This window comes from Pseudactinotalea sp. Z1748, assembly GCF_049725185.1.
In the GTDB taxonomy this organism is placed as follows: Bacteria; Actinomycetota; Actinomycetes; order Actinomycetales; family Beutenbergiaceae; genus CALKWS01.
Genome location: NZ_JBMPQB010000004.1, coordinates 86802 through 102083 on the forward strand (window position 1 = coordinate 86802; position 15282 = coordinate 102083).

At 70.1% G+C, this 15282-nt stretch carries 15 protein-coding genes; 13 read left to right on the top strand and 2 right to left on the bottom strand.

Annotation, left to right across the window (positions count from 1 at the left end; translation table 11 throughout):
* Positions 1-185 precede the first annotated feature (185 nt).
* The 11 genes from rpsB to ACO0LU_RS10480 all read left to right on the top strand — a co-directional run bounded on the left by rpsB (position 186) and on the right by ACO0LU_RS10480 (position 10884).
* Positions 186-1223: a 30S ribosomal protein S2 gene (gene rpsB, locus ACO0LU_RS10430; RefSeq protein ID WP_424791300.1), complete on the top strand. Its 1038-nt coding sequence runs from the start codon at positions 186-188 to the stop codon at positions 1221-1223.
* Between the two features lie 34 nt (positions 1224-1257).
* Positions 1258-2097 carry a translation elongation factor Ts gene (gene tsf / locus ACO0LU_RS10435; RefSeq protein WP_424791301.1) on the top strand — a complete coding sequence of 280 codons (840 nt, stop codon included), beginning with the start codon at positions 1258-1260 and terminating at the stop codon, positions 2095-2097.
* A 140-nt stretch (positions 2098-2237) separates the two neighbouring features.
* Positions 2238-2963, top strand: a complete 726-nt coding sequence (pyrH, locus tag ACO0LU_RS10440; RefSeq protein ID WP_424791302.1) for a UMP kinase — start codon at positions 2238-2240, stop codon at positions 2961-2963.
* A gap of 34 nt (positions 2964-2997) precedes the next feature.
* Positions 2998-3555, top strand: a complete 558-nt coding sequence (gene frr, locus ACO0LU_RS10445) for a ribosome recycling factor (protein ID WP_424791303.1) — start codon at positions 2998-3000, stop codon at positions 3553-3555.
* A 10-nt stretch (positions 3556-3565) separates the two neighbouring features.
* Positions 3566-4615: a phosphatidate cytidylyltransferase gene (locus ACO0LU_RS10450; protein WP_424791304.1), complete on the top strand. Its 1050-nt coding sequence runs from the start codon at positions 3566-3568 to the stop codon at positions 4613-4615.
* A 134-nt stretch (positions 4616-4749) separates the two neighbouring features.
* On the top strand, positions 4750-5295 hold the full coding sequence (locus tag ACO0LU_RS10455) for a DivIVA domain-containing protein (RefSeq protein WP_424791305.1): 546 nt from the start codon (positions 4750-4752) through the stop codon (positions 5293-5295).
* Complete coding sequence (gene dxr, locus ACO0LU_RS10460; RefSeq protein WP_424791530.1) at positions 5295-6464, top strand: 1-deoxy-D-xylulose-5-phosphate reductoisomerase; 1170 nt, start codon at positions 5295-5297, stop codon at positions 6462-6464. The genes ACO0LU_RS10455 and dxr overlap by 1 nt, the downstream gene beginning before the upstream one ends.
* Before the next feature lie 17 nt (positions 6465-6481).
* Complete coding sequence (locus ACO0LU_RS10465; RefSeq protein ID WP_424791306.1) at positions 6482-7285, top strand: SDR family NAD(P)-dependent oxidoreductase; 804 nt, start codon at positions 6482-6484, stop codon at positions 7283-7285.
* A gap of 167 nt (positions 7286-7452) precedes the next feature.
* Positions 7453-8778 (top strand): M50 family metallopeptidase, encoded by a 1326-nt coding sequence (locus ACO0LU_RS10470; protein WP_424791307.1) that lies wholly within the window; start codon positions 7453-7455, stop codon positions 8776-8778.
* 28 nt (positions 8779-8806) lie between these two features.
* Positions 8807-9970 (top strand): flavodoxin-dependent (E)-4-hydroxy-3-methylbut-2-enyl-diphosphate synthase, encoded by a 1164-nt coding sequence (gene ispG, locus ACO0LU_RS10475; protein WP_424791308.1) that lies wholly within the window; start codon positions 8807-8809, stop codon positions 9968-9970.
* Positions 9971-9975: 5 nt separating this feature from the next.
* The gene (locus tag ACO0LU_RS10480; RefSeq protein ID WP_424791309.1) at positions 9976-10884 is read left to right on the top strand and encodes a GNAT family N-acetyltransferase; all 909 of its coding nucleotides are present in this window, start codon (positions 9976-9978) and stop codon (positions 10882-10884) included.
* A gap of 29 nt (positions 10885-10913) precedes the next feature.
* On the opposite strand, the gene ACO0LU_RS10485 is transcribed toward ACO0LU_RS10480, so the two are convergent.
* A complete protein-coding gene (locus ACO0LU_RS10485) occupies positions 10914-11783 on the bottom strand; it encodes a DNA-formamidopyrimidine glycosylase family protein (protein WP_424791310.1) in 870 nt (289 codons plus the stop codon).
* Between the two features lie 104 nt (positions 11784-11887).
* On the opposite strand from ACO0LU_RS10485, the gene ACO0LU_RS10490 reads away from it, so the two are divergent.
* Entirely contained in the window at positions 11888-13696 is a 1809-nt protein-coding gene (locus ACO0LU_RS10490; RefSeq protein WP_424791311.1) for a proline--tRNA ligase, read from the top strand.
* Between the two features lie 19 nt (positions 13697-13715).
* Here the strand turns inward: ACO0LU_RS10490 and ACO0LU_RS10495 are convergent, their stop codons facing one another.
* A complete protein-coding gene (locus tag ACO0LU_RS10495) occupies positions 13716-14687 on the bottom strand; it encodes a hypothetical protein (RefSeq protein WP_424791312.1) in 972 nt (323 codons plus the stop codon).
* A 78-nt stretch (positions 14688-14765) separates the two neighbouring features.
* Here ACO0LU_RS10495 and rimP point away from each other — a divergent pair, with 78 nt between their 5' ends.
* Positions 14766-15266, top strand: coding sequence for a ribosome maturation factor RimP (gene rimP / locus ACO0LU_RS10500; protein ID WP_424791313.1), 501 nt, complete (start codon positions 14766-14768; stop codon positions 15264-15266).
* The last annotated feature ends 16 nt before the right edge of the window (positions 15267-15282 follow it).

Below are 15282 nucleotides of genomic sequence, written 5' to 3' on the forward strand. Positions count from 1 at the left end.
ATCGCGCGCTCACGCTCCCGCTGTGCGGGGGTCTCGTGGCGAGGTCCGGGACGAAGGTCACGGTGCCGCGAGGCCGTGAGCACCAGGAGTAGCCACCAGTACCGGTGGCCACGAACAACCGAACTGTGCGTCCTCGCGGCGCACCCGATCCGCGGCCTGTGCGCCGCGGGAGGAGGAACACAGCCATGGCTGTTGTCACCATGCGCCAGCTCCTTGAGAGCGGCGTCCACTTCGGGCATCAGACCCGCCGGTGGAACCCGAAGATGAAGCGTTTCATCTTCACCGAACGCAACGGGATCTACATCATCGACCTGCAGAAGTCCCTGCAGGACATCGACCGCGCCTACTCCTTCGTCAAGGACACCGTGGCCCACGGTGGCACGATCCTGTTCGTCGGCACCAAGAAGCAGGCCCAGGAAGCGGTCGAGGAGCAGGCCACCCGGGTCGGCATGCCCTACGTGAACCAGCGTTGGCTGGGCGGCATGCTGACCAACTTCGGCACCGTCTCCAAGCGCCTGCAGCGGCTGAAGGAGTTGGAGGAGGTCGACTTCGACGACGTCGCCTCCTCGGCATACACCAAGAAGGAACTGCTGATGCAGCGCCGGGAGAAGGACAAACTCACCCGGACCCTGGGCGGCATCCGCGAGATGGCCAAGGTTCCCTCGGCGGTGTGGGTGGTGGACACCAAGAAGGAGCACCTGGCCGTCGCCGAGGCCCGCAAGCTCAACATCCCCGTGGTGGCCATCCTGGATACCAACTGCGACCCGGACGAGGTCGACTACCCGATCCCGGGCAACGACGACGCGATCCGGGCCGTCTCGCTGCTGACCCGGGTGGTGGCCGACGCCGTCGCCGAGGGCCTGATCGCCCGGCACGGTGGTGACAAGGCCGAGGGTGCCGCAGCCGAGGCCGAGCCGCTGGCGGAGTGGGAACGCGAACTGCTCGCCACCCACGAGGCCGAGCAGTCCGGAGCCACCTCGGTGGCCGGCGCCGAGCAGCCCGACCCCGAGGTCGAGGCCGCCCAGCAGGTTGCCGGTGCCACCAACGAGGCCGAGGATGTGGCCGCCGTGGCCGAAGAGGCCGGGGTCACCCCGGCCCCGGCCCCGGAGCCGGAGCCCGCGCAGGCCGAGACCGCCGAGGCCCCCGCGGCCGGAGCGACCGAGACCGACCCCGCCCAGGAGCAGGCGTCCACCGAGGACGCCACGCCCGCGGACGAGGCCTGAGACTCCACTACCACCGATCTGGGAAGGATCACCGATGGCGAACTACACCGCCGCTGACATCAAGGCGCTGCGTGAGCGCACCGGCGCCGGCATGCTCGACGTCAAGAAGGCCCTGGACGAGGCCGGGGGTGACAGCGACAAGGCGCTGGAACTCATCCGCATCAAGGGCCTGAAGGGCGTCAGCAAGCGCGAGGACCGGGCCGCATCGGACGGCCTGGTGGCCAGTTCCATCGTTGCGGGGGAGGGCGGCCAGCGCGGCGTGCTGGTCGAGGTCAACTCCGAGACCGACTTCGTGGCCAAGAACGACACCTTCGTCGAACTGGCCGGCAAGGTTGTCACCGCAGCCGCGGGCTCCGAGGCCACCGACGCCGAGGCCCTGCTGGCCGAGGACGTCGAGGGCCGCACCCTTCGCGAACTGGTCGACGAGACCGCCGCGACGCTGGGGGAGAAACTGGTCGTGCGCCGGCTCGCCCGGGTGGACGGCGAGGTGGTCACCGAGTACCTGCACCGCACCTCCAAGGACCTGCCCCCGCAGGTGGGCGTGCTGGTGGCCTCCGACGGCGCCGGAGGCGCCGTGGCCCGGGACGTGGCGATGCACATCGCCGCCTACTCCCCGACCTACCTCTCCCGGGATGACGTACCGGCGGACCTCGTGACCGACGAGCGCCGGATCGCCGAGGAGACCGCGATCGCCGAGGGCAAGCCGGAGCGAGCGCTGCCCAAGATCATCGAGGGCCGCCTGAACGGCTTCTTCAAGGAGAACGTGCTGCTGGACCAGCCGTTCGCCAAGGACCCCAAGCAGACCGTGGGCCAGATCGTGGCCGACGCCGGTGGCACCATCACCGGCTACGCGCGGTTCCGCGTCGGGGCCTGAGCGGTTCCAGGCACCTTGACGCCGGCCCCGGCCCTACGCAGGGTCGGGGCCGGCGTCGTCCGGGGCGCGAGCCGGGCCGGTCGCCCGTCTCGGGCATCATGGAACCAGTCCCACCGGATCACCAGCACAGGGAGTAGCCGATGAGCACCAGCGAACCCACCCACCGCCGAGTCCTGCTGAAACTGTCCGGGGAGGTGTTCGGAGGTGGCAGCGTCGGCCTGGACCCGGACGTCGTAGCCGGGGTGGCACAGCAGGTGGCCGTCGCGGCGAACGACGGCGTGCAGGTGGCCATCGTGGTGGGTGGAGGCAACTTCTTCCGCGGCGCGGAGTTGTCCCAGCGCGGTCTGGACCGAGCCCGTGCGGACTACATGGGCATGCTCGGTACCGTGATGAACTGTCTGGCGCTGCAGGACTTCCTGGAGAAGGCCGGGGTCAGCACCCGGGTGCAGACGGCGATCACGATGGGTCAGGTGGCCGAGCCGTACATTCCGCTCCGGGCGATCCGCCACCTGGAGAAGGGCCGTGTGGTGATCTTCGGAGCCGGCGCCGGGATGCCCTACTTCTCCACCGACACCGTCGCGATCCAGCGCGCCCTGGAGACCCACTGCGTGGAGGTACTGGTCGGCAAGAACGGCGTGGACGGGGTCTACTCCGCCGACCCACGCACCGACCCCAGCGCCGAGAAGATCCAGCGACTGACCTTCGACGAGGCGATCCAGCGGGACCTGCGCGTCGTGGACTCCACCGCGCTGGCACTGTGCCGGGACAACGATCTACCGATGCAGGTTTTCGGGATGGAGGAGCCCGGCAACGTCACGCGGGCCCTGCGTGGTGAGATGATCGGGACGCTGGTCACCTCACGGTGAGCACGGGTCCGCAGCGACGAACAAGGAGACACCGATGATCGACGACATCCTCCTCGAGGCCGAGGAGAAGATGACCAAAGCAGTGGAGGTCGCCCGGGAGGACCTGGGCGGTATCCGCACCGGGCGGGCAAACGTCGGGATGTTCAACAAACTCGAGGTGGATTACTACGGTGCCCCCACCCCGCTGCAGCAACTGGCGTCGATGACCATCCCGGAAGCGCGCACCGTGCTGATCTCGCCCTACGACAAGTCCTCGATGCAGGCGATCGAGAAGACCCTGCGCGAGTCCGACCTGGGCGTCAACCCCTCCAACGACGGCGTGGTGATCCGGGTGGTGCTGCCGACACTGACCGAGGAACGGCGGCGCGACTACGTCAAACTGGCCAAGTCCAAGGGCGAGGACGCGCGGGTTTCGGTGCGCAGCATCCGCCGCCGGGCCCGTGAGGACCTGGAGAAGCTCTCCAAGGACGGCGACGTCGGTGAGGACGAGGTGAATCGGGCACAGACCGAACTGGAATCCCTGACCCGCCGGCACACCGACGAAGTGGACGCACTGTTGGCCGGTAAGGAGAAGGAACTGCTCGAGGTGTGATCACCCGCCCATGAGTGAGCAGGATCCAGACCCCGGCGGGGTGCCGCTGACCCGCCGGCAGCTGCGGGCCGCCGAGCGCGCTCGCGCGCAGGAGCAGGCGCGTGTCGAGGAGGAGGCTCGGCTCGGAGGCACGACGAACTCACCCACCGATCCGACGCCGGCGTCGGCGGAATCGCCGGCTGTGCCGGCACCCGCTGCTGCACTGACGGCCCTCGACCCGCAACAGGCGCTGCGGGCGGCCGAGCCGCCCGCTTCGCGCGCCGGCCGGGACCTGCGCTGGGCGATCGGTGTGGGTCTGGTGCTGGGCGCGGTGCTGGTGGCGTCGCTGTTCATCCGCACCGAGGGATTCGTGGTGCTGGTGGCCCTCGCCTGTGGGGTAGCCCTGTGGGAACTGGCCCGCGCGGTGCGAACCCGGGACATCAAGATCCCGCTGCTTCCGCTGCTGGTGGGGGCCGCCGGGATCCTCATCTCCGCCTACACCTCGGGGATCGAGGCGATGTGGGTGGCATTCATTCTCACCGCAGGGGGAACGTTCGTCTGGCGGGTGCTCGATGGCAGCGGGCCGCCCGCGCTACGAGATGCCACCGCAGCGATCTTCGCCGCCGCCTACATCCCGTTCCTGGCCGGGTTCGTGATCCTGATGCTCACCGGGTCCGGACCGATCCTGGTGCTGACCTTCATCGCCTTGGTCGTGGCCAATGACGTCGGGGGGTACGCCGCAGGGGCCCTTTACGGCAAACATCCGATGGCCCCCACGGTGAGCCCGAAGAAGTCCTGGGAGGGCTTCGGCGGGTCGATCCTGCTGACCGTGGTCACCGGCATCGCCCTGACCGTGCTGGCTCTGGGCGGGGCCTGGTGGGTCGGTGTGGTCTTCGGGCTGCTCACGGTGGTGGCAGCCACGGTGGGGGACCTGTCCGAATCACTCCTCAAGCGTGATCTGGGGGTCAAGGACATGGGCACGGTGCTGCCCGGGCACGGCGGAGTGCTCGATCGGGTGGACTCGATCCTGGTGGCCGCGCCTGTGGTGTACGTCGCCCAGTTCCTGCTCCTGGGCACGTGATCTCGGCCGGTCGGGCGAGTGCGCGCCCCGCCGACGCCCTGGTTGTGGCACGGTACTGGCAGTAATCGCACATCGGTGCCGGTACGGAATACTTCTCGGCAGAGCCGGATTCGCAGGACAGGAAGGAGCGCGGCATGGAGGACCTGTTCCCCACGGTCGGTCGCTGGGCCAGTGGCTACGACCGGGAGGAGGTCGAAGAGTTCTTCGAGCGCGCCAAGTCGGCCTACGAGAGCGGTGACACCGGGATGAGTAGCGCCGATGTGCGTTCGGCCGCCTTCGACCTCGTCCGGCACGGCTACGACCCGGCAGCGGTCGACGCCGCCCTGGACCGACTCGAGGCCGCATTCATCCAACGTGACCGCAGCGAGTTCGTGACCAGTGCCAGCCAGGACGCCTGGATGGAGCAGGTGGCCGAGCGCGCCACCTCCCTGTATCCGCGCCTGGTACGTCCGCCCGGGGAGCGGTTCGCCCCACCCGAGCGCGGCCGCGGTTACGACAGCGGGGCCGTCGACGCCGCCCTGGACCGGTTGGTGGCCTACTTCGATGAGGGCGCCCACCTGAGCGCCTCCGAGCTGCGTTCGGTCACCTTTCCCTCCGCCCCGCGGTCCCGGGCCTACGCCGAGGGTCCGGTGGATGCCTACCTGGATCGAGCGATCGATATCCTCCTGGCGGTGGAGTGATCCGCACGCTGACCATCCTGGGCAGCACCGGTTCGATCGGCACCCAGGCCCTGGAGGTCGTTGCCGCGCACCCGGATTCCTTCGCGGTCGTGGCGTTGGCCGCCGGTGGGTCGGACCTGCATCTGCTGGCCGAACAGGTTCTCCAGCACGCCCCCGCCCAGGTTGCCCTGGCTACCGGCAGCGCCGCGGACTTCGCGACCGCGCTGGCCGCCCGGGCCAGCAGTCTGGGCCGGCCCGTGCCCGAGGTGGACGTGCGGACCGGGGCGGAGGCGGCCGCGGAGGTGGCCGGTAACGGTGCCGACGTCGTGCTCAACGGCATCACCGGTTCGGTGGGCCTGGGCCCCACCCTGGCGGCACTCGCCGCCGGTTCCACCCTGGCGCTGGCGAACAAGGAGTCCCTGATCGCCGGTGGGGCACTGGTGCGCGCCGCCCAGCAGCGCCCGGACCAGATCGTGCCGGTGGACTCCGAGCACTCGGCCATCGCCCAGGCCCTGCGTGGTGGTCGGCGTGAGGAGGTGCGACGTCTGGTGCTCACCGCATCCGGCGGCCCCTTCCGTGGGCGTACCCGGGCGGAGTTGGCGGATGTCACCCCCGCCCAGGCGCTGGCCCATCCCAACTTCGACATGGGCCTGGTGGTCACCACCAACTCGGCCACGATGGTGAACAAGGGCCTGGAGGTGATCGAGGCGCACCTGCTCTTCGATGTGCCCCTGGCCGCCATCGAGGTCGTCGTGCACCCCCAGCAGCAGATCCACTCCATGGTGGAGTTCCGGGACGGCTCCACCTTGGCCCAGATCGGCCCGCCCCGGATGCTCGTTCCGATCGCCCTGGGCCTGTCCTGGCCGGACCGGCTGGACGGCGTCGATGTACCCACCGACTGGTCCATCACCCAGTCGTGGCAGTTCCACCCGTTGGACGGTGAAGCCTTTCCCGCGGTGGCACTGGCCCGCTCGGCCGCCGAGGCCGGGGGCACCCATCCGGCGGTTTACAACGCCGCGAACGAGGAGTGCGTGGCCGCGTTCCACACCGGCAGGATCGGCTTCCCGGCCATCGTCGATACGGTAGCCAGAGTGGTCGCCGAACACCGCGGACCGGCACACCTGGACCTGGCCGCGGTGACCCGGGCCGAGTCATGGGCCCGTGGCCGCGTCCACGAACTGATCCGCTGAACCCCCAGGAGCTTCACATGCCCGTCGCCATCGTCACCGGAGCCTCCCGCGGTATCGGCGCCCATCTGGTTCGAGCGCTGGTGAGCGCCAATTGGCGGGTAGTAGCCCTGGCCCGGGATACCGGCCGGCTGGAGGACCTGGCTGCCGACGTCGGTGCCGCCACCGGGGTGCCGACCCGTGCGGTGCTGCCGATCGGGTGCGACGTGACCGACGCCGCCCAGGTGAGCGCCGCCGTCGGGCAGGCACTGCAGGCCTTCGGGCAGGTGGACCTGTTGGTCAACAACGCGGGGTTGAACCACCGGGAAGCCCCGCTCTGGGAGGTCGATGCCCAGGAGTGGTGGCAGGTGCTGACCACCAACGTCAAAGGCCCCTACCTGCTCACCCGCGAGGTGGTGCCGCACATGATCGCCTCCGGCGGAGGCCGGATCGTCAACATCAACTCCGGCTCCGGAGTGCGCGACAATGCTGAGTCCAGCGGCTACAACGCCTCCAAGAGCGCGCTGTTCCGGATCACCGGGGCCACCGCCCTGGCCGGCGCGGAGCACGGGATCTTCGCCTTCGACCTGGCCCCCGGCGTGGTGCGCACCGACATGACCGCTGTGATGGCCGTCCACTCCGAGCGCACCGAGTGGACCAGCCCGGAGGAGGTGGCCCGGCTCTGCCTGGCCCTGGCCGGCGGGGAGTTGGACGACTACTCGGGCCGGATGGTGCGCGCCGGTGCCGATACCGTGGCCGAACTGCGGGCCCGGGCCGGGCACCTGCCCACCGAGGCGCGCCGGTTACGGCTGGTCCCGTGGGGTGAGGACGATCCCCTCGCCTGAGCCGGCACCCGGGACCGCCCCGTCCAGCCGTACGGGCCAGGCCGGCCTGGACCGACCTGCCACGCCCGGCGCTGTCCGGGGACTCGATCGTGCACCTGGACGCCCGGTCGGACAACCTGCTCGAGGACGTACGCTAACCCTGGTGCACGAAGGGGAAGAAGGAGCCCATGGAGTTCTGGTTCGGCGTCGGGGTGATCGTGGTGGGCATCATCGTGTCCATCGCCCTGCACGAGATCGGGCACCTGGTCCCGGCCAAACTGTTCGGCGTCCGGGTGACCGACTACTTCGTCGGGTTCGGCAAGACGCTATGGTCCACCAAGCGCGGCGAGACCGAGTACGGCGTCAAGATGCTGCCCCTGGGCGGTTTCGTACGGATGGTGGGCATGTTCCCGCCGGCGCGGGCCGAGAGTGCCCACGCGAGCGAGCGCACCGGCGTACGTGGCTGGATGGACCGGGCCGCCCAGGACGCCCGCACCTTCACCGCCCAGGAGGTGGTCCCAGGCCAGGAGCATCGTTCGTTCTACGCCCTGACGGTGCCCCGCAAACTCGGCGTGATGTTCGGCGGCCCGGTGATGAACCTGATCATCGCCGCCGTGCTGTTCGCGATCATCCTGACCACGATCGGCCAACTCATGCCCACCAACCGGCTGGGCTCGGTCTCGGAGTGTGTGCTCCCGGCCGGAGAGAGCAGGGAGTGCACGGACACCGACCCGGCCGCCCCGGCCCACCAGGGTGGACTGGAGCCCGACGACGTGATCGTGTCCTGGGGCGGCACCGCGGTGAGCGGCTGGGAGGATGTCTCCGAGGCGATCGTCCAGGGCGGCACCGGCCCCGCCGCGGTGGTCGTGGAACGCGCGGGTGAGGAGGTGACCTTGACCGTCACCCCGGCGCTGGCGGAGCGTCCGATGGTCGACGACGGCGGCCGGCCGGTGCTGGGCCCGGACGGGCAGGTCCGCACCACCCAGGTGCCGTTCGTGGGGATCAGCCCGGCCGGGGAACTGGTGCGCCAGCCGATCACGGCGGTCCCGGAGGTGGTCTGGAACGTTTTCAGCGGCACCGTGCGGGTGGTGGTGACCCTGCCCCAACGGCTGGTCGGCATTACGCAATCACTGCTCGGCAACGCCGAACGTGACCCCGGTGTGATGGGCCTGATCGGCGTGGGCCGCTTCGCCGGGGAGATCGCCTCGGTGGAGTTGAGTGACTACGGCCCGGCCGAGCGCACCGCGGACATGCTCTCCCTGATCGCCTCGCTGAACATGGCGCTGTTCGTGTTCAACATGATCCCGCTGCTACCCCTGGACGGCGGACACATCGCCGGGGCGTTGTTCGAGGGGGCCAGGCGCCGTGTGGCGGGCCTCTTCGGGCGGGCCGACCCGGGGCCGGTGGACACCGCCCGGCTGATGCCACTGACCTACGTGGTGGTGATCGTGATGATCGGGATGAGTCTGCTGCTGGCCGTGGCCGACATCATCGACCCGATCACACTGACCTGACCGGGTACCGACCACTTACACTGAGGGCGTGAGCGTACCTGTCGATCTCGGGATCCCCACCGTCAAAGCGGCGCCCCCGGTGCTGCGGCCCCGGCGCAAGACCCGCATGGTCAATGTCGGTCCGCTGCAGGTGGGTTCGGAGGCGCCGATCACGGTGCAGTCGATGACGACCACCGCCACCACCGACATCAACGCCACCTTGCAGCAGATCGCCGAACTGACTGCCGCCGGATGCGACATCGTGCGGGTGGCGGTGCCCACCCCCGAGGACGCTGCCGCACTACCGATCATCGCCAAGAAGTCCCAGATCCCCGTGATCGCCGATATCCACTTCCAGCCCAAGTACGTCTACGCCGCGATCGACGCCGGATGCGCAGCCGTACGGGTCAACCCCGGCAACATCCGAAAGTTCGACGATCAGGTCAAGGAGATTGCCCGGGCCGCCTCCGAGGCCGGAGTCTCGATCCGGATCGGGGTGAACGCCGGTTCGCTGGACAAACGCCTGCTCGCCAAGTACGGAAAGCCCACCCCGGAGGCACTGGTGGAGTCGGCGGTGTGGGAGGCCTCCCTGTTCGAGGAGCACGGCTTCACCGACTTCAAGATCTCGGTGAAGCACCACGACCCGGTAGTGATGGTGCGCGCCTACGAACTGCTCGCCGAGGCGGGCGACTGGCCGCTGCACCTGGGGGTCACCGAGGCCGGTCCGGCCTTCCAGGGCACGATCAAGTCCGCCACCGCGTTCGGGGCGCTGTTGTCCCGGGGCATCGGGGACACCATCCGGGTGTCGCTGTCCGCCCCGCCGGTGGAGGAGGTCAAGGTGGGCTTGCAGATCCTGCAGTCCCTGAACCTGGCCGAGCGCAAACTGGAGATCGTCTCCTGCCCCTCCTGCGGCCGGGCACAGGTGGACGTGTACACCCTGGCCGATCAGGTCACCGCGGGCCTGGAACACTTGACGGTGCCGCTGCGGGTCGCGGTGATGGGCTGCGTCGTCAACGGTCCCGGTGAGGCTCGCGAGGCCGACCTGGGCGTGGCCTCCGGCAACGGCAAGGGCCAGATCTTCGTCAAGGGAGAGGTCATCAAGACCGTGCCGGAGGAGTTGATCGTCGAGACGCTCCTGGCAGAGGCCAACCGGATCGCCTCCGAGATGGAGGTCGACGACGATGCCGGGGCCCCGCAGGTCAGCGTCTCCTGAGCGACATGCGTGAATGGCCGCGGCGACGGTCCCGCCCCCGACGGGAACGGTCGGGCCATCTGCAACTGGCGGGCGAGCCGGTATCCATCGTCGAGGCCGGCGTGGTCGGCGTGGAGCGGGTGCGGGCCCGGGCGGCGCTCGACCCGGTGGCCGCGGCGTTGCTGGCCGAGTACGTGGAGGCCTTGTCGGACAACGTCTACAGCCGTGCCCAGGTGCTGTGCGCGATGCGCTCGGAGGAGTTGCTCGGATTGTGCCTGGCCGCGGGCAACCTGGTGCCGCTCGACCTGCCCCCGGAGGGCCTGGAGGCGCTGGCCGAGCATGTGCGCCGGCGTGGCCAGCGATTCTCCTCCCTGGTGGGCCCGGGAGAACAGGTGCTGGCCCTGTGGCCGCTGCTGCGCCGTCACCTCGGCCCGCCCAGGGAGGTGCGCTCGGACCAGCCGTCGCTGATGATCGATCACGATCCCGCGATCGGGGCCGACCCGCGTGTGCGTCAGTCCACCCCGGAGGACCTGGACATCCTCCTCCCGGCGTGCGTCGCGATGTTCACCGAGGAGGTCGGGTACTCACCGCTGACCGCCGGTGGCGGGTATGAGCGCCGGATCAAGGCGCTGGTGAATCAGGGCCGATCCCTGGTGCGCATCGATGAGGGACCCAGGGGGCGCGAGGTGGTGTTCAAGGCGGAACTCGGCACCGTCGGCCTGGGTGTGGCCCAGATCCAGGGCGTCTGGGTGCACCCCCGCCATCGCGGCCGGGGGCTGGCTGCACCCGGGATGGCCGCGGTCATCCAGCACGCCCGGGCACATTTCGCCCCGATCGTGTCGCTCTATGTGAACTCCTACAACACCTCCGCCCTGGCCACCTACCACCGTGCGGGCTTTCGCCAGGTCGGCACCTTCGCCACCATCCTCCTCTAGCCCCTGGCAGCACCCCGGGGCCAGGACGGTCAGCGCAGGAGTCTGGACATGCGGCGGTCGGCCAGGAGCCTACCGCCGGTCTGGCATGTGGGGCAGTACTGCAGCGAGGAGTCGGCGAAGGAGACCTGTGCGATGACGTCGCCGCACACTGCGCACGCCTGACCGGTGCGTCCGTGCACCGCCATCCCCGTGCGCTTCACATCCTTCAACTCGGCCGGCCCCTTACCCGAGGCTGCCTCGATCGCACGTGTCAGTACGCTCTCGATCGCGGCGAACAACCGGTCCCGGGCGCCGGAGTCCAGGGTCCGGGTCAGCGCGAACGGGCTGAGCCGGGCGGCGTGCAGAATCTCATCGGAGTAGGCATTGCCGATCCCGGCGATCAGGCTCTGATCTCGCAGGACGCCCTTGACCTGGGCGTTCCGGACATCGAGCAACTCCTCGAAGCGGGCGCGGGTGAACTCCGCGGAGAGCGGGTCCACCCCCAGCGTGGCGATCCGCTCCACGTCGGCGGCCCTGCGCACCACGTGCACGGCGAGCTTCTTCGTGGTGCCGGCTTCGGACAGGTCCAAAGCCCCCCGGTCGAGCAGCACCCGCACCGCCAGGCCGGACTTGCCCGGCCGAGGCGAGCGGGTCGGCGCCTCCTCGTGCCAGCGCACCCATCCACCGCGGGCGAGGTGGAAGACCAGGTGCACCTCGTCGTCGCCGGTGCGGGCAGTGATGTCGATCCATTTCCCGTGCCGTTGCACGCCGGCGACGTGCGCTCCGTGCAGGGCGGTGACCGGTGGGTCGTAGGTCTTCAGCGCGGGGAAGGAGACCACGTGCACCGCGTGCATCACCCGGCCGGTCAGCTGCGCGTGCAGCGCCTGAACCAGCCCTTGGACCTCGGGCATCTCTGGCACCTGCTCATTCTGGCAGAGCCGCTCGGGCGATGCTTCACGCGCGGCGCCCGATGTGCACGCCTACCGGGACGGGCCGCAGCGCGGTGGCCGATAGACTCGGCCGCGTGATACTGCGAATGTCGACGTTGTTCGTCCGAACCCTGCGTGAGGACCCGGTGGACGCCGAGGTCGCCAGCCACAAACTGCTCGTGCGGGCCGGCTACATCCGCCGCGCCGCGCCGGGGATCTACTCCTGGCTGCCGCTGGGACTGCGGGTGCTGGGCAAGATCGAGGCGATCGTGCGTGCGGAGATGAATGCCTCCGGCGCCCAGGAGGTGCACTTCCCCGCGCTGCTGCCCAAGGAGCCCTATGAGGCCTCCAACCGGTGGGAGGAGTACGGTCCGAACATCTTCCGGCTCCAGGATCGCAAGGAGGCCGACTACTTGCTGGCCCCCACGCACGAGGAGATGTTCACCCTGCTGGTCAAGGATCTGTACTCCTCGTACAAGGATCTGCCCCTGATGCTGTACCAGATCCAGACCAAGTACCGCGACGAGGCCCGTCCCCGCGCCGGGCTGTTGCGCGGGCGGGAGTTCATCATGAAGGACGCCTACTCCTTCGACATCGACGAGGAGGCTCTGAAAGTCTCCTACGCCTCCCAGCGCGATGCCTACGAGCGTATCTTCGACCGACTGGGTCTGGACTATGTGATCGTCTCGGCGATGAGTGGGGCGATGGGCGGATCCTTCTCCGAGGAGTTCCTGCACCCCTCCGATGTGGGGGAGGACACGTATGTGCGCTCCCCGGGCGGGTACGCGGCCAACATCGAGGCCGTCACCACGCCCGTACCGCCGGACGCCGACGCCACGGGCGTGCCCGCCGCGCACGTGGAGGACACCCCGGACACCCCCACCATCGAGACCCTGGTGGACTTCGCCAACGACCACTTCCCCCGCAGCGATCGCCCCTGGCAGGCAGCGGACACGCTGAAGAACGTGGCCATCACCGCCACCCACCCCGACGGGCGCCGGGAGGTGCTCGTAGTCGGTGTTCCCGGGGACCGGCAGGTGGATATGGATCGCCTGCAGGCCGCGATGGAGCCGGCGCTGGTGGAGGCCGCCACCGACGAGGACCTGGCCAACCGGCCCGAACTCGTGCCCGGTTACATGGGGCCGGCGGTCCTGGGTCCCAATGGGACTCCGCGCGACCAGGACGACCCCGACGGTTCGGCCGGCACCGGCGCGGCGCGCTACCTGCTCGACCCGCGTATCGTGCCCGGCACGGTGTGGATGACCGGCGCCAACGAACCCGGCAAGCACGTCCTCGACCTGGTCGCCGGGCGGGACTTCACCGCTGACGGCACCATCGAGGCCGCCGAGGTGCGCGCCGGCGACCCGGCTCCGGACGGGTCCGGACCGCTGGAGCTGGCCCGCGGCATCGAGATCGGACACGTCTTCGCGCTGGGCACCACCTACGCTGCGGCCCTGGGCCTGAACGTGCTCGACGAGAACGGCAAGACCCGGGTGGTCACCATGGGCTCCTACGGCCTGGGCGTCACCCGGGTGTTGGCCGCGATCGCCGAAGCCACCCACGACGAGAACGGGCTGTGCTGGCCGGTGCAGGTCGCCCCGGCACATCTGCACATCGTCGCCACGGGTAAGGATCCACACGTGCTGACCACCGCGGAGCAGATCGCCGCCGACCTGGATGCCGAGGGCGTGGAGGTGCTGCTCGATGACCGTCCGAAGGTCTCCGCCGGGGTGAAGTTCGCTGACGCCGAACTGCTCGGGGTGCCGTACACGCTGGTGGTCGGACGCGGTCTGGCCGACGGCGTGGTGGAGTTTCGCGAACGGGCCAGCGGCGCCCGGCACGACATCCAGGCGGGCGTGGCGGCCACCGAGGTACGGCACCGGCTGGCCGAAGCCGGCCGCTAGCGACCTCGGGGCACCGGGTTCAGCCGGCCCGCCCCGGGAACGTCGGCACCGGCTCGCCCCGGCCGTGCACCGCCAGCGCAGCCGTGATGACCTGAATGGCGATCAACTCCCGGTCAGCGCCCTCCTCGGCGGACTCGAGCAGGTTCAGCCACGCCGGCACGCGGGTCAGGGCGAGGGCCTGGGCCTGGGCGGGCAGGTCCTCGAACGCCAGGGCGTAGGCGATCTCCCGTGGGTCCTCCCCGGTACCGGAGAACCCGCCACGGGTGGCGACCAGTTCGGCCTGGGCCCGCAGTTCCTGGGCCCGCTGGGCCAACCGGGCCGCCTCCTCCCCACTGGCCCGGCCGGCCCGCACCTCCGCCAGGTACCCGGCGGCATCCAGCGCCCGGCACAGCGGCGCGGCCTCGGGGCCGAAGGCGGCTGGATAGGCATCGGCCGGGTCGGCCGGTTCAGCCGGGGGCGGCGCCGGGTCCACGCCGAGCGCGCCGGCCAGGTCCCGGGCGTGCACGTGCTGGTTGGCCGATACCGAGACCAGCAGTACGGCCAGGTCGGGCTCGACGCCTGCGGCGCCACCACGAAGTTGCGGTGCCGCTGCCTCCAGTGCCGCCAGCACATCCGATGCACCGGCGGCGGTGATGGGCTCGGGCTGGGCCGGCGGGGCGTCCTCCGGGTCCTCCGGTTCGGGCCGGGGCGGTGGTTCCCACACTCCTCCGAGCGCCTCCAGATGTGCCTGCGCGTCAGCAGCCGCCGCCCGCAGGACCCCGGCCACCTCCTCCGGTGCGTCCGGGATCGCCAGTTCGGCGCTCTGCACGATCACCGAAACAGCCTGGGCCGCCTCCTGGCGGACCTCGTCCTGGCCCTCGGGAACGGGCGCGGGCGCCGGCGGCACATCCAGGCGGACCCCGCACCCGGTGAGGATCAGGAGAACGGCCAGGACCACGCTGCGCCGGTACCATCGGGTTCGCCCCCGGGGGGCGGACGTGGAAATCTGCACGCGTTGATCGTGCCACGTTCGGGCCTTAGGCTGTGGCATCAGCACCGCCCGCGGACAACTTCACACGAGGTGAGAACCATGAGCCCGTCAGACGTCTCTGCCGTACTGCTCCAGGCACTCTCGCCCGTGGTGTCCGAGCAGGGCCTGTACCTGGAGGAGGTCGCCGTCGGCGGCTCCGGCCGCAACCGGACCCTCACCGTGGTGATCGACCTGCCGGAAGGTCCCGGGGGTGTCTCCTCGGACCAACTGGCCGAGGTTTCCCGCGCGGTCTCCAACCGCCTGGACGACGTCGACCACGTGCTCCGCGGCCCCTACCAGCTCGAGGTGACCACCCCCGGCATCTCGCGCCCACTGACGCAGCCGCGCCATTTCGGGCGCGCCGTGGGCCGGCTGGCCACGGTGACGACGACCGAAGGCATCGTGCGGGGGCGTATCGTTGCCGCCGACGACGACGGTCTGCAGGTGCGCCAGCCTCCGAACCGGCGCGGCGCACCGGCACCGGAGCCGCTGGTCCTGACCTGGGACGAGGTCCGCCAGGGCACGGTCGAGGTGGAGTTCGGCTCCCCGGCCGACGCCTGAAGGTCCCCCTGTCTGT